The sequence below is a fragment of the Streptomyces regalis genome (assembly GCF_001509475.1).
GTDB classification, from domain to species: Bacteria; Actinomycetota; Actinomycetes; order Streptomycetales; family Streptomycetaceae; genus Streptomyces; species Streptomyces regalis.
The window spans coordinates 15,380-30,345 of sequence record NZ_LLZG01000115.1; the positions used below are offsets into that span (position 1 = coordinate 15,380).

13 protein-coding genes are annotated in these 14,966 nt (G+C 68.9%); 10 read left to right on the forward strand and 3 right to left on the reverse strand.

The window, feature by feature from the left end:
- Positions 1 to 23: 23 nt before the first annotated feature.
- Genes desA through ADL12_RS16610 form a run of 4 tightly spaced genes read left to right on the forward strand, consistent with a single transcriptional unit; the run spans position 24 to position 5,056 of the window.
- On the forward strand, positions 24 to 1,466 hold the full coding sequence (gene desA / locus ADL12_RS16595; RefSeq protein ID WP_062703115.1) for a lysine decarboxylase DesA: 1,443 nt from the start codon (positions 24 to 26) through the stop codon (positions 1,464 to 1,466).
- Positions 1,450 to 2,727: a lysine N(6)-hydroxylase/L-ornithine N(5)-oxygenase family protein gene (locus tag ADL12_RS16600; RefSeq protein ID WP_062703118.1), complete on the forward strand. Its 1,278-nt coding sequence runs from the start codon at positions 1,450 to 1,452 to the stop codon at positions 2,725 to 2,727. The genes desA and ADL12_RS16600 overlap by 17 nt, the downstream gene beginning before the upstream one ends.
- Complete coding sequence (locus ADL12_RS16605) at positions 2,724 to 3,287, forward strand: GNAT family N-acetyltransferase (protein WP_062703120.1); 564 nt, start codon at positions 2,724 to 2,726, stop codon at positions 3,285 to 3,287. Before ADL12_RS16600 ends, ADL12_RS16605 begins: the two co-directional genes overlap by 4 nt.
- The gene (locus tag ADL12_RS16610; RefSeq protein WP_062703122.1) at positions 3,284 to 5,056 is read left to right on the forward strand and encodes an IucA/IucC family protein; all 1,773 of its coding nucleotides are present in this window, start codon (positions 3,284 to 3,286) and stop codon (positions 5,054 to 5,056) included. Before ADL12_RS16605 ends, ADL12_RS16610 begins: the two co-directional genes overlap by 4 nt.
- A 159-nt stretch (positions 5,057 to 5,215) precedes the next feature.
- On the opposite strand, the gene ADL12_RS16615 is transcribed toward ADL12_RS16610, so the two are convergent.
- Complete coding sequence (locus ADL12_RS16615) at positions 5,216 to 6,790, reverse strand: beta-N-acetylhexosaminidase (RefSeq protein WP_062703124.1); 1,575 nt, start codon at positions 6,788 to 6,790, stop codon at positions 5,216 to 5,218.
- 94 nt (positions 6,791 to 6,884) lie between these two features.
- On the opposite strand from ADL12_RS16615, the gene ADL12_RS16620 reads away from it, so the two are divergent.
- From ADL12_RS16620 to glmS, 3 genes are all read left to right on the forward strand, one after another.
- The gene (locus tag ADL12_RS16620) at positions 6,885 to 7,769 is read left to right on the forward strand and encodes a DUF4429 domain-containing protein (protein WP_062703126.1); all 885 of its coding nucleotides are present in this window, start codon (positions 6,885 to 6,887) and stop codon (positions 7,767 to 7,769) included.
- Positions 7,770 to 8,401: 632 nt separating this feature from the next.
- Positions 8,402 to 8,659, forward strand: coding sequence for a hypothetical protein (locus tag ADL12_RS16625; protein ID WP_062703128.1), 258 nt, complete (start codon positions 8,402 to 8,404; stop codon positions 8,657 to 8,659).
- A 10-nt stretch (positions 8,660 to 8,669) separates the two neighbouring features.
- Positions 8,670 to 10,487, forward strand: a complete 1,818-nt coding sequence (glmS, locus tag ADL12_RS16630; RefSeq protein WP_062703130.1) for a glutamine--fructose-6-phosphate transaminase (isomerizing) — start codon at positions 8,670 to 8,672, stop codon at positions 10,485 to 10,487.
- A gap of 152 nt (positions 10,488 to 10,639) precedes the next feature.
- Here glmS and ADL12_RS16635 read toward each other — a convergent pair whose 3' ends face one another.
- Together ADL12_RS16635 and ADL12_RS16640 are read right to left on the reverse strand one after the other, a co-directional pair.
- Positions 10,640 to 11,200 (reverse strand): GPR1/FUN34/YaaH family transporter, encoded by a 561-nt coding sequence (locus ADL12_RS16635; protein WP_062703132.1) that lies wholly within the window; start codon positions 11,198 to 11,200, stop codon positions 10,640 to 10,642.
- 161 nt (positions 11,201 to 11,361) lie between these two features.
- Positions 11,362 to 11,889: a universal stress protein gene (locus tag ADL12_RS16640; RefSeq protein ID WP_062703134.1), complete on the reverse strand. Its 528-nt coding sequence runs from the start codon at positions 11,887 to 11,889 to the stop codon at positions 11,362 to 11,364.
- Positions 11,890 to 12,249: 360 nt separating this feature from the next.
- On the opposite strand from ADL12_RS16640, the gene ADL12_RS16645 reads away from it, so the two are divergent.
- From ADL12_RS16645 to orn, 3 genes are all read left to right on the forward strand, one after another.
- The gene (locus ADL12_RS16645; protein WP_062703136.1) at positions 12,250 to 12,549 is read left to right on the forward strand and encodes a hypothetical protein; all 300 of its coding nucleotides are present in this window, start codon (positions 12,250 to 12,252) and stop codon (positions 12,547 to 12,549) included.
- 395 nt (positions 12,550 to 12,944) lie between these two features.
- The gene (locus ADL12_RS16650; protein ID WP_062703138.1) at positions 12,945 to 14,171 is read left to right on the forward strand and encodes a GlxA family transcriptional regulator; all 1,227 of its coding nucleotides are present in this window, start codon (positions 12,945 to 12,947) and stop codon (positions 14,169 to 14,171) included.
- A gap of 95 nt (positions 14,172 to 14,266) precedes the next feature.
- Positions 14,267 to 14,869 carry an oligoribonuclease gene (gene orn / locus ADL12_RS16655; RefSeq protein ID WP_062703140.1) on the forward strand — a complete coding sequence of 201 codons (603 nt, stop codon included), beginning with the start codon at positions 14,267 to 14,269 and terminating at the stop codon, positions 14,867 to 14,869.
- The last annotated feature ends 97 nt before the right edge of the window (positions 14,870 to 14,966 follow it).

Sequence of the window (14,966 nt, forward strand, 5' to 3'; positions counted from 1 at the left end):
GCTCCCCACCGGAGGACCTCCCCATGCGCTCGCACCTGCTCAATGACACGACCGCGGAGCAGTACCGCCGCTCCGTGACCGAAGGAATCGAGCGGGTGGCCGCCAAACTCGCCGCCACCGACCGTCCGTTCACCGGCGTCACGGTCGACGCCCTCGCCCCCACCATCGACGCGATCGACCTCGACAAGCCGCTGCTCGACACCGCCGCGGTCCTCGACGAGCTGGAGGACGTCTACCTCCGGGACGCGATCTACTTCCACCACCCCCGCTACCTCGCCCACCTCAACTGCCCGGTCGTCATCCCGGCCGTGCTCGGCGAGGCGGTCCTCTCCGCCGTCAACTCCTCCCTCGACACCTGGGACCAGTCGGCCGGCGGCACCCTCATCGAGCGCAAGCTCATCGACTGGACGACGGCCCGAATAGGGCTCGGCGCGAACGCAGACGGCGTGTTCACCTCCGGCGGCACCCAGTCCAACCTCCAGGCTCTGCTCCTCGCCCGCGAGGAGGCCAAGACCGACAACCTGGCCGAACTGCGCATCTTCGCCTCCGAGGTCAGTCACTTCAGCGTGAAGAAGTCCGCGAAGCTGCTCGGCCTCGGCCCCGACGCCGTGGTCTCCATCCCCGTCGGCCACGACAAGCGCATGCAGACCGTCGCCCTCGCCCGTGAGCTGGAGCGCTGCAAGCAGGACGGCCTGGTCCCCATGGCCGTCGTCGCCACCGCCGGCACCACCGACTTCGGCTCCATCGACCCGCTGCCCGAGATCGCCGAGCTGTGCGAGCAGTTCGACACCTGGCTGCACGTCGATGCCGCCTACGGCTGCGGCCTGCTCGCCTCCGTGAAGTACCGGGACCGCATCGACGGCATCGAGCGCGCCGACTCGGTCACCGTCGACTACCACAAGTCCTTCTTCCAGCCGGTGAGTTCCTCCGCCGTACTGGTCCGCGACGCCTCGACCCTGCGCCACGCCACCTACCACGCGGAGTACCTCAACCCGCGCCGCATGGTGCAGGAGCGCATCCCCAACCAGGTCGACAAGTCCCTGCAGACCACCCGCCGCTTCGACGCCCTCAAGCTGTGGATGACCCTGCGGGTGATGGGCGCCGACGGCATCGGGCAGCTCTTCGACGAGGTCTGCGACCTGGCCGTGGAGGGCTGGCAGCTGCTGGCCGCCGACCCCCGCTACGACGTCGTGGTCGAGCCGACCCTGTCCACCCTGGTCTTCCGCTACATCCCCGCGGCCGTCACCGACCCCGCCGAGATCGACCGCGCCAACCTGTACGCCCGCAAGGCCCTGTTCGCCTCCGGCGACGCGGTGGTCGCGGGCACCAAGGTGGGCGGCCGTCACTACCTGAAGTTCACCCTGCTCAACCCCGAGACGACGACCGAAGACATCGCCGCCGTCCTCGACCTGATCGCCGGCCACGCCGAGCAGTACCTGGGAGAGTCCCTTGACCGCGCGTCCTGAAAACCCGACCCGGACCCATGACTTCGTGGGCATCGGGCTCGGCCCCTTCAACCTCGGCCTGGCCTGCCTCACCGAGCCCATCGACGAGCTCGACGGTGTGTTCCTGGAGTCGAAGCCCGACTTCGAGTGGCACGCGGGAATGTTCCTGGACGGCGCCCACCTCCAGACCCCGTTCATGTCGGACCTGGTCACCCTCGCCGACCCGACCTCGCCGTACTCCTTCCTCAACTACCTGAAGGAGAAGGGCCGGCTGTACTCGTTCTACATCCGCGAGAACTTCTACCCGCTGCGGGTCGAGTACGACGACTACTGCCGCTGGGCCGCGAACAAGCTGAGCAGCATCCGCTTCAACACGACGGTGACGGAGGTGACGTACGAGGACGAGGTCTACGTCGTGAAGACCGCCGCCGGTGACACCTACCGCGCCCGCCACCTCGTCCTCGGTACCGGCACCCCGCCCTACATACCCGAGGCCTGCCAGGGCCTCGGCGGCGACTTCCTCCACAACTCCCGCTATCTGCAGCACAAGCAGGAGCTGCAGAAGAAGGACTCGATCACGCTCGTCGGCTCGGGCCAGTCGGCCGCCGAGATCTACTACGACCTGCTCAGCGAGATCGACGTCCACGGCTACCGGCTGAACTGGGTCACCCGCTCCCCGCGCTTCTTCCCGCTGGAGTACACCAAGCTCACGCTGGAGATGACGTCGCCGGAGTACATCGACTACTTCCGCGAGCTGCCGGAGGCGACCCGCTACCGCCTCACCGCCGAGCAGAAGGGCCTGTTCAAGGGCATCGACGGCGACCTGATCAACGAGATCTTCGACCTGCTCTACCAGAAGAACCTCGGCGGCCCGGTCCCCACCCGTCTGCTCACCAACTCCGCGCTGAACGGCGCGCGTTACGAGAACGGCACGTACACCCTCTCCTTCCGCCAGGAGGAGCAGCAGAAGGACTACGAGATCGACTCGCAGGGCCTGGTCCTGGCGACCGGCTACAAGTACGCCGAGCCGGAGTTCCTGGCGCCCGTCAAGGACCGCCTGGTCTACGACTCCCAGGGCAACTTCGACGTCGCCCGCAACTACGCCGTCGACGTCACCGGCCGCGGGGTCTTCCTCCAGAACGCCGGCGTCCACACGCACAGCATCACCAGCCCCGACCTGGGGATGGGCCCGTACCGGAACGCGTACATCATCCGCGAGCTGCTCGGCACCGAGTACTACCCGGTCGAGAAGACGATCGCGTTCCAGGAGTTCGCCGTATGAGCACCACAGGCATCGGCACCTTCACCTTCCACCCTCTCGACCCCCTGAAGGACGCGGAGCTGCTGCACGGCTGGGTCACCGACCCCAAGGCCGCCTTCTGGATGATGCAGGACGCCAAACTGCAGGACGTCGAGCGCGAGTACATGCGCATCGCGGCCCACGAGCACCACCACGCCTACCTGGGCCTGCACGACGGCGAACCGGCCTTCCTGATGGAGAGCTACGACCCCCGGTACGTCGAGCTGGTCGGCCTGTACGACCCCGAGCCCGGCGACGTCGGCATGCACTTCCTGGTCGCCCCCACCGACCGGCCGATCAGCGGCTTCACCAGGGCCGTCATCACCGCCGTGATGGACGAGCTGTTCGCCGACCCGCATACCCGCCGGGTCGTCGTCGAACCCGACGTGAGCAACAAGGCCGTACACGCGCTGAACGAGGCCGTCGGCTTCGTGCCCGAACGTGAGATCGACAAGCCGGAGAAGCGCGCGTTGCTGAGCTTCTGCACGCGCGAGCGCTTCTTTAATAGGCACAGCTTGGCCGCCCGAGGAGTAGCCGTATGACCCTGTCCGACGCCGTAGCGCATCTGTCCCCCCACCGCTGGGCGCGGGCCAACCGCCTCCTGATCCGCAAGGCACTCGCCGAGTTCGCGCACGAGCGCCTCATCACGCCGGAGGCCACCGGCGACGGCACGTACGTCGTCCGCAGCGACGACGGCCTGACCCGGTACACCTTCGCGGCCACGCTCCACGCCCTCGACCACTGGCAGGTCGACGCCGACTCGATCACCCGCCACCGCGACGGCGCCGAACGCCCGCTCGCCGCCCTGGACTTCTTCATCGAGCTGCAGAAGTCCCTGGGCCTGAGCGACGAGGTCCTGCCCGTCTACCTGGAGGAGATCTCCTCCACCCTCTCGGGCACCTGCTACAAGCTCACCAAGCCGCAGGTCCCGGTCGCCGAGCTGGCGAAAAGCGACTTCCAGGCCATCGAGACCGGCATGACCGAGGGCCACCCCTGCTTCGTCGCCAACAACGGGCGGCTCGGCTTCGGCATCCACGAGTACCTGTCGTACGCCCCCGAGACCGCGAACCCCGTCCGGCTGGTCTGGCTGGCGGCCCACCGCTCGCGGGCCGCGTTCACGGCCGGGGTCGGCATCGAGTACGAGACCTTCGTACGGCAGGAGCTGGGCGAGGAGACCGTCGAGCGCTTCCACGGCGTCCTGCGCGAGCAGGACCTCGCCCCCGCCGACTACCTCTTCATCCCCGTCCACCCCTGGCAGTGGTGGAACAAGCTCACCGTCACCTTCGCCGCCGAGGTTGCGAGGAAGCACCTGGTCTGCCTGGGCGAGGGCGACGACGAGTACCTGGCCCAGCAGTCCATCCGGACCTTCTTCAACCGGTCCAGCCCCGAGAAGCACTACGTGAAGACGGCCCTGTCCGTCCTCAACATGGGCTTCATGCGCGGCCTTTCGGCGGCGTACATGGAGGCGACCCCGGCCATCAACGACTGGCTGGCCCAGCTCATCGCCGGCGACCCGGTCCTGAATTCCACCGGCCTGTCGATCATCCGCGAGCGCGCCGCCGTCGGCTACCGGCACCTGGAGTACGAGGCGGCCACGGACCGCTACTCGCCGTACCGCAAGATGCTGGCCGCCCTGTGGCGCGAGAGCCCGGTGTCGTCCCTGAAGGACGGCGAGTCACTGGCCACCATGGCCTCCCTCGTCCACGTCGACCACGAGGGCGCGTCCTTCGCGGGCGCGCTGATCGAGCAGTCGGGCCTGACGCCGACGGAGTGGCTGCGCCGCTACCTGCGCGCGTACTTCACCCCCCTCCTCCACAGCTTCTACGCCTACGACCTGGTGTTCATGCCGCACGGCGAGAACGTCATCCTCGTCCTGAAGGACGGTGTCGTCGAGCGCGCGATCTACAAGGACATCGCCGAGGAGATCGCCGTCATGGACCCGGACGCGGTGCTGCCGCCGACGGTCGAGCGGCTGCGCGTGGAGGTCCCGGAGGACAAGAAGCTCCTGTCCATCTTCACGGACGTCTTCGACTGCTTCTTCCGCTTCCTCGCCGCGAACCTCGCCGCCGAGGGGATCCTGGAGGAGGACGACTTCTGGCGCACGGTCGCCGAGGTCACCCGGGACTACCAGCACTCGGTGCCCGAACTCGCCGACAAGTTCAAGCAGTACGACATGTTCGCCCCCGAGTTCGCCCTGTCCTGCCTCAACCGCCTCCAGCTGCGCAACAACAAGCAGATGGTCGACCTCGCGGACCCGGCGGGCGCGCTGCAACTGGTCGGCAACCTGAAGAACCCCATCGCAGGGCTGTAGTCCACGGCCCTCCACGGACAGGCGTGCACCCCCGGAGTACGGTCCTCCGGGGGTGCACGTCTCTACGCAGGGGCGTGCAGCGCCGTCAGGGGCGCGGGGCTGTGTCAATGTGCGGCTCCGCCGCGGGGCGCGATCAATCCCTACCGGCCCGCAGCCGAATCACCATGGAACTTGCGGCGATCGGTAGTAGTTGATCCCCAACGCCTCCCACCGCGCGCCCTGCGCAGCAAGCCGCACCTTGTAGCTCTCCCAGTCATGCGTGGAAGCCGCCGACCACCCCAGCTCAGCGACACCGGCCAGCCTCGGGAACGCCATGTACTCGATGTCGGCCGACTTGCTGATCGTCTCCGTCCACAGCGGCGCCTCCACCCCCCGAATCGCCGAAGCAGGCGCCCCGGGCAGATAGGTGCCCGGATCCCAGTCGTAGGACCGCTTCACCTCCACCAGACCGGCCCAGTCCAGCCCCAGCGGAGTATCGGCCGTGTACTTCATGTCGAGGTAGATCCGGTCGGCCGGGGACAGAATGACCCCCGTCCCATTCTGCGCGGCCTTCGCGACCTGCGCCTTCTCCTCCGCACTCGTACCGTCCAGTCCCCAGTACTGCGCGAGCGCCCCCGCCGCCGGCGTCGCTCCGGTCAGCTGATGCCAGCCGACCACCGTCTTGCCGTACTTGGCGACAAGGGGCTGCACCCGCTCCATGAACGTGACGTAGTCCTCGTGGCTGGTGGAGTGCGCCTCGTCGCCGCCGATGTGGAGGTACTTGCCCGGCGTGAGGGCGGCGAGCTCCCGGATGACGTCGTCCACGAAGTCGTACGTGATGTCCTTGCCGACACACAGCGAGCTGAAGCCGACGTCGGTGCCGGTGTAGAGCGGGGGTGCCACGCCGTCGCAGTTCAGTTCGGCGTACGAGGCCAGCGCCGCGTTCGTGTGGCCCGGCATGTCGATCTCGGGGACGACCTCCAGGTAGCGGGAGGCGGCGTACCGGACGATCTCCTTGTAGTCGGCCTTGGTGTAGTAGCCGCCGGGGCCGCCGCCGACCTGGGTCGAGCCGCCGTGGGTCGCCAGGCGCGGCCAGGAGTCGATGGCGATGCGCCAGCCCTGGTCGTCACTGAGGTGCAGATGCAGCTTGTTGATCTTGTACAGGGCGAGTTGGTCGACGTAGCGCTTGACCTGGTCGACGGTGAAGAAGTGCCGGGACACGTCGAGCATCGCGCCGCGCCAGCCGTAGCGCGGGGTGTCCGTGATCGTGCCGCCCGCGATCAGCCAGGGCCCGGGCTGGACGGAGTCTTTCTCGACGGCCGCCGGGAGCAGTTGGCGCAGGGTCTGGACGCCGTGGAACAGGCCGGCGGCCCCCGCGGCGGTGATGGTGACGCCCTTGCGGCCGCTGTCGAGGCGGTAACCCTCGGCGCCGAACGGGCCCTTGGCCAGGCGCAGGTGGATGCCGCCACCGCCGTGGGCGGTGACGGGCAGGCGGTAGCCGGTGGAGGGGCGGAGGATGTGCGCGAGGTACTCCCCCACGCGGCGTGTCTCGCGGGAGTCGTCGACGCGGATGTGCGTGCCGCGGGTGATCCGGTAGGGGGATCCGCCCGGGGCGACCGAGGCGGGCGCGGGGACCACCCGGTCGAGCGGGGTGGGCGATGCCCCCTGTGCGGGAGCCGCCCCTGCCACCGAGGCGCCCATCGCGAGCAGCAGCAGGGAACCGAGAAGGCGAAACGTTCTGTGGTGCTGTCTCACACAGCCGACTCTCACAAGCGTGTCCCTTCATGAGCCAATGCGCTCCAAGAGGTCTGGACCACTCTCTCGTGAGACTGGTGGAACAATCCACCCCATGGCGGAAATCATCCAGAAGGACGGCACGTGGGTCTTCGACGGCGACGCCCTGCGGCTGACCCCCGGAAGGGACAAGAACGTCAGCCTGTTCCGCAAGACACTCGGTGAACTCGTCCTCCCGCTGGGGGCGTTGGCAGGTGCCTCCTTCGAGCAGGGCAAGAAGGCCGGACGGCTGCGCCTGCGTCTGCGCGACGGCGCCGACCCGCTGCTGCACGCCACCGGGGGCCGCCTCACCGAGCCGAACGACCCGTACCAGCTGATCGTGGAGTCCGACCGCTACGGCGTCGCCGAGTACTTCGTGGAGGAGGTACGCAACGCCCTGCTCCTCGACCAGGTCCCGGCCGACCCGGTCGACGAGTACCTGCTGCCGGGCCCCTCCGTCCCCCTGTCGGTCTCCGCCGGGGACGGCACGGCGACCTTCGACGGCGAGCACATCCGCCTGGAGTGGAACTGGAAGACGGAGGACGCCAAGGCCGCCGCCGGCAGCCGCTCCCTCCCGGTCACCGACATCACGGCCGTGGAGTGGCATCCGGCGGCGGGCCTGGAGAACGGCTACCTCCGCTTCACCGTCCGGAACGCACCCACCAAGGCCCCGCCCAAGTACGACGCCAACTCGGTGGAACTGTGGGGCTTCAAGAAGGACCCGCTGATGGCCCTGGTCGCGGCGGCGGTCCAGGCCCGCCTCCCGCACCCGGCCGGGGCCGGCGCCACGGACGTACCGGACGCACGGCCGGAACTGCCTTCTCCCGCGGCCGCATCCGCCGAGGACGACCACGACGCCCTCCTGCGCCGCCTGCGCGAACTCGGCGAGCTGCACCGCACGGGCGTGCTGACGGACGAGGAGTTCACGATGGCCAAGCAGGCCGTCCTCAAGCGAATGTAACGCGCGTACGGTCCCCCTCGCCCCTCGGACCTACTTGGCCCGGCGGCGATGCCCTGGACCTTCAGCGTGGCGTAGCTGGACGTCCACGCACAGGAACGAGTAGTTGAGGCAGCGCACCCGGGACCAGGCGACGGTCTCGTTCCCCTCTTGTCCGGCCCGTTGCCGGGGAGAGCGAAACGGGCCTCCTCGCCGCCGTAGCCGTAGGGCGAGTACCAGGCCTCCATGTCGTGGTTTCCGTACGACTGACGCCCTGGTCGCCGAAGGCCGTGAGAGTGAAGGGCGCCATGGGGGTCCCCCCGCTCGAGCGAAGCCGAGAGTGGGGGAGGGCGGGGGCGGTGGTGAAGGTGCCCAGGTCCGGCCGGGGTGTACAGGGTGCGCACCTCGGCCTCGATCTTGCGGGAGAGGTCCCACGGGTGCGCGCCGATGCGGATGAACGGCTTCTTCGGCGGCCGGGGCGGTCCGCTGCGTCGGCACGGCGGCGGCCTGGGCGGTGGCGCCCGGCACGAACGCGCCACCCGCGACGGTGCCGGTACCCCCATGCGAGGAGCTCTTCCAAAGTCCCCTGACGCACTCATGCCCGAAATCGGGCAGGATTCTTGCGAACCAGTCTCCGATAACCCAGGATCTACCGAGTGCACGACGACCTTGTTGATCACCTGACCCGCACCACACCCCTCAACCGGGGCGAGGCGCTGCGGGTGATCCAGGATGTGCTCGCCTACTTCGACGAGACGACCGAGGAGTACGTCCGTCGCCGCCACCGCGAGCTGCAGGCCCAGGGCCTGGTGAACGCGACGATCTTCGAACAGATCGAGGCGGACCTGAAATACCGGGCAGTGGCCCCGGCGGAGCTCACGCTCCGCCAGCTGCGCCGGATCGTCTACGGCTAGGGATATATATATGTGCGGAATCGTCGGATACATCGGGAAGCGTGACGTGGCTCCCCTGCTCCTGGAGGGCCTGCAGCGCCTGGAGTACCGCGGCTACGACTCGGCGGGCATCGTCGTCACGTCCCCGAAGGCGGCGGGCCTGAAGACGGTCAAGGCCAAGGGCCGGGTCCGTGACCTGGAGGCCAAGGTCCCGGCGCGCTTCAAGGGCACGACCGGCATCGCCCACACCCGCTGGGCCACCCACGGCGCCCCGTCCGACGTGAACGCCCACCCGCACCTGGACGCCGAGGGCAAGGTCGCCGTCGTCCACAACGGCATCATCGACAACGCCTCCGACCTGCGCCGCAAGCTGGAGGCGGACGGCGTCGAGTTCCTCTCCGAGACCGACACCGAGGTCCTCGTCCACCTCATCGCCCGTTCGCAGGCGGAGAAGCTGGAGGACAAGGTCCGCGAGACGCTGCGCCTCATCGAGGGCACGTACGGCATCGCGGTGATGCACGCCGACTTCAACGACCGCATCGTCGTCGCCCGCAACGGCTCCCCGGTCGTCCTCGGCATCGGCGAGAAGGAGATGTTCGTAGCCTCGGACATCGCGGCCCTGGTCGCCCACACGCGCCAGATAGTGACGCTGGACGACGGCGAGATGGCCACCCTCAAGGCCGACGACTTCCGCACCTACACGACGGAGGGCACCCGCACCACGGCGGAGCCCACCACCGTCGAGTGGGAGGCCGCCTCCTACGACAAGGGCGGCCACGACACCTACATGCACAAGGAGATCCACGAGCAGGCCGACGCCGTGGACCGCGTCCTGCGCGGCCGCATCGACGACCGCTTCTCCACCGTGCACCTCGGCGGCCTCAACCTGGACGCCCGCGAGGCCCGCCAGATCCGCCGCGTGAAGATCCTCGGCTGCGGCACCTCGTACCACGCGGGCATGATCGGCGCCCAGATGATCGAGGAGCTGGCCCGCATCCCCGCGGACGCCGAGCCGGCCTCCGAGTTCCGCTACCGCAACGCGGTCGTGGACCCCGACACCCTCTACATCGCCGTCTCCCAGTCCGGTGAGACGTACGACGTCCTCGCGGCCGTCCAGGAGCTGAAGCGCAAGGGCGCAAGGGTCCTGGGCATCGTCAACGTCGTCGGCTCGGCGATCGCCCGAGAGGCCGACGGCGGCATCTACGTCCACGCGGGCCCCGAGGTCTGCGTGGTCTCCACGAAGTGCTTCACCAACACCACGGTCGCCTTCGCCCTCCTCGCCCTGCACCTCGGCCGCACCCGCGACCTCTCGGTCCGCGACGGCAAGCGGATCATCGAGGGCCTGCGCAAGCTGCCCGCCCAGATCGCCGAGATCATGGAGCAGGAGGCGGAGATCGAGAAGCTGGCCCAGAGTTACGCCGACGCCCGCTCGATGCTCTTCATCGGCCGCGTCCGCGGCTACCCCGTGGCCCGTGAGGCCTCCCTGAAGCTCAAGGAGGTCTCCTACATCCACGCCGAGGCCTACCCCGCCTCCGAGCTCAAGCACGGCCCCCTGGCCCTGATCGAGCCCGCCCTCCCGACGGTCGCGATCGTCCCCGACGACGACCTCCTGGAGAAGAACCGCGCCGCCATGGAGGAGATCAAGGCCCGCAGCGGCAAGATCCTCGCGGTAGCCCACCAACCCCAGGAAAAGGCCGACCAGACGATCCTGGTCCCGAAGAACGAGGACGAGTTGGACCCCATCCTCATGGGCATCCCCCTCCAACTCCTCGCCTGCCACACGGCCTTGGCCCTGGGCAGGGACATCGACAAGCCGAGGAACCTCGCCAAGTCGGTAACGGTCGAGTAGTAGGCCTGTTTTAGGGGCGCGGGGAACTGCGCGACAAGCCCCCACGCACCCGCAGAGGCCAAACAACATGGACGGGCCCCCACGTGATGCCACCAATCACGGGGGGCCCGTTCTCATCGCCGGGGAGCCGCCCAACCCCCCAGCCGGCGCAGCTAACCGGTGGCCGTCACGCCCCGGCCCGCAGCGCGTCGCGGAAGCGCGGTCGGCCAGTGGGCCAGAGCCGCAGTCGCCGCGTACCAAGCCACCGCACCCGCGGCGACGGCGAACCAGCCCCCGACCTTGGTGAGCCCGTCGTTGTCGGCGAAGTGGGCGATCGCCATGAGCAACAGGGCGACAAAGAACAGCCCGTACGCACCCTGCCCGAGTTGGTCCCCACCGGCGAGCGCGAGGGACAGCACCACGAGGGCGAACAGCAACAGGAACAACCCGGCTGCATTGGCGGAGCCCTCCGCGGAAACGGCCCAGGTGAACCACAGGGCGCCGAGCGTCACGAACGCGGTCCCGTTCGCGGAGTCGCGGTCGCGCAGGGCCATCAGCCCGGCGACGAAGAGGGCAATGCCGCCCACGTACTGGGCGATTGATACGGCGTCAGCAGCCGACACGCCGTCGATCACGTCGGTGTACCCCAGCCCGAAGGCCAACAGGGTGATCCCCAGGGCGAGTCGACCGACCACGGTGGTGATTCCGCTTCCCGCAGAGACGTCATTGTCCACGGCGGGCTCCCTTCATGCATGTGCAGTTGTGCGGTGAGCGTTATATGCCCTTCACAAGGGCACAAACACCTCTACGCGCGAGTAAATTCACACACCGCAAAAAGGAGACGAGAGGGAGAGCGGCGTCCCGAACGGCTCATCTCACCTGGGACAACGGCGAGTTACGGAATGACAACGACGGGACGCTTGGCCCGCTTGGCGAGCCGCCCCGCGACGGACCCGAAGATCCGCCCGACGATGCCGTGCGTGGAGCCCACCACGATCGCGTCCGCTTCGTACTCCCGCCCGACCTCTTCGAGCTCGTGGCAGATGTCACCGCCGCGCTCGACGAGGATCCAGGGCACCTCGGCGAGATAGTCGGCGCAGGCGAGTTCGAGGCCGAGCACCTCGGTGCGGTGGTCCGGTACGTCGACGAAGACCGGCGGCTCGCAGCCGGCCCACACCGTGGTGGGCAGCCGGTTGGCGACGTGGACGATGATCAGGCCCGACCCGGAGCGATGGGCCATGCCGACGGCGTACGCAAGGGCGCGCTCACTGGAGGTGGAGCCGTCGAAGCCGACGACGACGCCGTGCTTGAAGGCGGGATCGCAGGACTGGCGTGACTCGTCCGCCGCCAGGGGATCGGACGCCGTCGGGTCGGCGACCTGGCGCTTGCGGTCCGCGGGTTCGAAGAATTCGTGACCGGCCATGGCTGTCTCGGCGTATTGATCCTTTATGGGTGGGCCCGCGAGCGGAGCTCGTTGACGGATGCAGCGGTGTGCGGCGGAGCTGTGTCCGGGAATGGTCTTCCCAACCCCATACCCCCAAGGGTACGGCTGCACGCCTCCTTAACCCAGATCCCCACTCGTGGTCGGTGCGGGTTCCAGGGAGCATGCACGAGGGGACGCCCGTAACGCAATGGTTGCTGCGGTGTACAGGCGGTTTGCACAGGATTCACTTGCGTCCGCGGCCGGGAACGGCCCCCGCACCAGTGACCGACCGCTCGAACACGCGTTGAACCCCCATGAATCCATGAATCACTGCCCCAGGCAACCCAGGAGTACGCACCCATGCCCGGACCCCGCACGCCCTCCGACGACAGCGCCACCGATGTGGTTCGCTGGGCGGCCTTCAGCTGTGTCCTGGTCCCCGTGGTCCTCCTCTGGTACGGCACTTCCCTCGCCGGTGCCGCCGGCACGGCCCTCGGCCTCGCCGCCGTGACGGCCGTCTGCCGTCTGCTGTTGCGCCAGTCGGAACGCGGCGCGGCGCGCCTGAAGGACGAGGAGCGCACCCCTCCGGCACCCTCGCGTCGCGGACGCCACCACAGGACCGGAACCGGGGCCCACAGAGGCGGACGTCACACTGGTTGAAATACACCGGTCGGCTGACCGGTTTCCGCGCACGGGAACGCTGCTTTTCAGCCAACTTCTGGCGCGCATGCATCCCCCACTCAGGACACCCCCCAACCCCCGTTCCACCTGCACGGAAAGGGCCTCAGGGGCCCTGCGCACCCTACGTGGATTGGCCACTGCGACAAGGCGCACTTCCCTGCACGGCCCACGAGTGCAACGCTTCGTGATCGAATGCTTCACGCCAAGTTGCCAAGTCGACAATGTGCCGAGTGCCGAACCGGCCACTGCGGCGCGACGCGACACAGTAGATTCGATCTTGACTGTCTACGGCGGGGGACTCGTGCAGGACCGAGGGGAAACGTGCAGGAGCGACACAACCGAGGAGCCGCGACCACCGAGGGGGGCTTAGCAGTATGAGCCACGACTCCACTGCCGCGCCGGATGCCGCGGCCCGGAAACTTTCCGGGCGACGCCGCAAGGAGATCGTCGCGGTGCTGCTGTTCAGCGGCGGCCCCATCTTCGAGAGTTCCATACCGCTGTCGGTGTTCGGGATCGACCGCCAGGACGCCGGCGTGCCGCGCTACCGCTTGCTGGTGTGCGGCGGCGAGGAAGGCCCGCTGCGGACCACAGGGGGCCTGGAACTCACCGCGCCACATGGCCTGGAGGCGATCTCACGGGCGGGCACGGTCGTCGTGCCGGCCTGGCGTTCGATCACGTCTCCACCGCCCGAGGACGCGCTCGACGCACTGCGCCGAGCGCACGAGGAAGGCGCCCGCATCGTCGGGTTGTGCACCGGCGCCTTCGTCCTCGCCGCGGCGGGCCTGCTGGACGGCCGCCCCGCGACGACACACTGGATGTACGCACCGACGCTGGCCAAGCGCTACCCGTCGGTGCACGTCGATCCGCGAGAGCTGTTCGTCGACGACGGCGACGTCCTGACATCGGCGGGCACAGCGGCCGGAATCGATCTCTGTCTCCACATCGTGCGGACGGACCACGGCAACGAGGCGGCCGGGGCTCTGGCCCGCCGTCTGGTGGTCCCGCCGCGCCGATCCGGCGGTCAGGAGCGCTACCTCGATCGATCTTTACCGGAGGAGATCGGCGCCGACCCGCTGGCCGAGGTCGTCGCCTGGGCGCTGGAGCACCTCCACGAGCAGTTCGACGTGGAGACGCTGGCGGCCCGCGCGTACATGAGCCGCCGCACCTTCGACCGCCGCTTCCGCTCGCTGACGGGCAGCGCCCCGTTGCAGTGGCTGATCACCCAGCGGGTCCTGCAGGCACAGCGCCTGCTGGAGACGTCGGACTACTCGGTGGACGAGGTGGCGGGCCGCTGCGGCTTCCGCTCGCCGGTGGCGCTGCGCGGGCATTTCCGCCGCCAGCTCGGCTCGTCGCCGGCCGCGTACCGGGCGGCGTACCGTGCGCGGCGCCCCCAGGGCGAGAGGCCGACGGACGCGGAGCCCACGACGGGCCCCGCCGTCCAGCAGGGTCCACCGCCCACCCCGTACCCGGAGGGCGGCCCGGTCCCCCTCCAGACCCGCCGCACCCCGGCCCCCGTGGGCACGTCCGTGCCCTCGGAGAACGGGCGCGAGCTGTACGTCGGAGGTCGGGCGAGCCTGCCGGGGCAGCGCAGCGGAGCGTGACCTCGTGACGCCGGGCGGGCATCTCAGCCCGTCCGGCGTTCAAGGACGAGGAACGCGGGGCCCCCAAAAGCGGACGTCAGCTTTAGGGTGGTCGCATGAACGATCGCATGGTGTGGATCGACTGCGAGATGACCGGCCTCTCGCTGTCCGACGACGCGCTCATCGAGGTAGCCGCCCTCGTCACCGACTCCGAGCTGAACGTCCTCGGCGAGGGCGTGGACATCGTCATCCGTCCGCCGGAGGCGGCGCTGGAGACGATGCCGGAGGTGGTGCGTCAGATGCACACCGCGTCCGGGCTCCTCGACGAACTGGCCGGCGGCACGACGCTGACCGACGCCGAGGAGCAGGTGCTGGCGTACGTACGCGAGCACGTGAAGGAACCCGGCAAGGCCCCGCTGTGCGGCAACTCCGTCGGCACGGACCGCGGCTTCCTGCTGCGCGACATGCCGACGCTGGAGGACTACCTCCACTACCGGATCGTCGACGTCTCGTCGGTCAAGGAGCTGGCCCGCCGCTGGTACCCGCGTGCCTACTTCAACAGCCCCGAGAAGAACGGCAACCACCGCGCCCTCGCCGACATCCGCGAGTCCATCGCCGAACTCCGCTACTACCGCGAGGCCATCTTCGTCCCCCAGCCCGGCCCGGACTCGGACACCGCGAAGTCGATCGCGGCGAAGCACGTTCTGCCTGCTCAGTAGGCGTATGCGAGGGGTCGCCCGGGGGCGCCGCAAAAGCTGTGCGCGAGCACCCCTTCGGACCCTGTACACTTTTTCTCGGCCGGTCGGGGACTCCACA

Coding starts and splice junctions, on each gene's coding strand:
- desA (WP_062703115.1), top strand. CDS start 24: ATGCGCTCGCACCTGCTCAATGACACGACCGCGGAGCAGTACCGCCGC.
- ADL12_RS16605 (WP_062703120.1), top strand. CDS start 2,724: ATGAGCACCACAGGCATCGGCACCTTCACCTTCCACCCTCTCGACCCC.
- ADL12_RS16610 (WP_062703122.1), top strand. CDS start 3,284: ATGACCCTGTCCGACGCCGTAGCGCATCTGTCCCCCCACCGCTGGGCG.
- ADL12_RS16620 (WP_062703126.1), top strand. CDS start 6,885: ATGGCGGAAATCATCCAGAAGGACGGCACGTGGGTCTTCGACGGCGAC.
- glmS (WP_062703130.1), top strand. CDS start 8,670: ATGTGCGGAATCGTCGGATACATCGGGAAGCGTGACGTGGCTCCCCTG.
- ADL12_RS16640 (WP_062703134.1), bottom strand. CDS start 11,889: ATGGCCGGTCACGAATTCTTCGAACCCGCGGACCGCAAGCGCCAGGTC.
- ADL12_RS16645 (WP_062703136.1), top strand. CDS start 12,250: ATGCCCGGACCCCGCACGCCCTCCGACGACAGCGCCACCGATGTGGTT.
- ADL12_RS16650 (WP_062703138.1), top strand. CDS start 12,945: ATGAGCCACGACTCCACTGCCGCGCCGGATGCCGCGGCCCGGAAACTT.
- orn (WP_062703140.1), top strand. CDS start 14,267: ATGAACGATCGCATGGTGTGGATCGACTGCGAGATGACCGGCCTCTCG.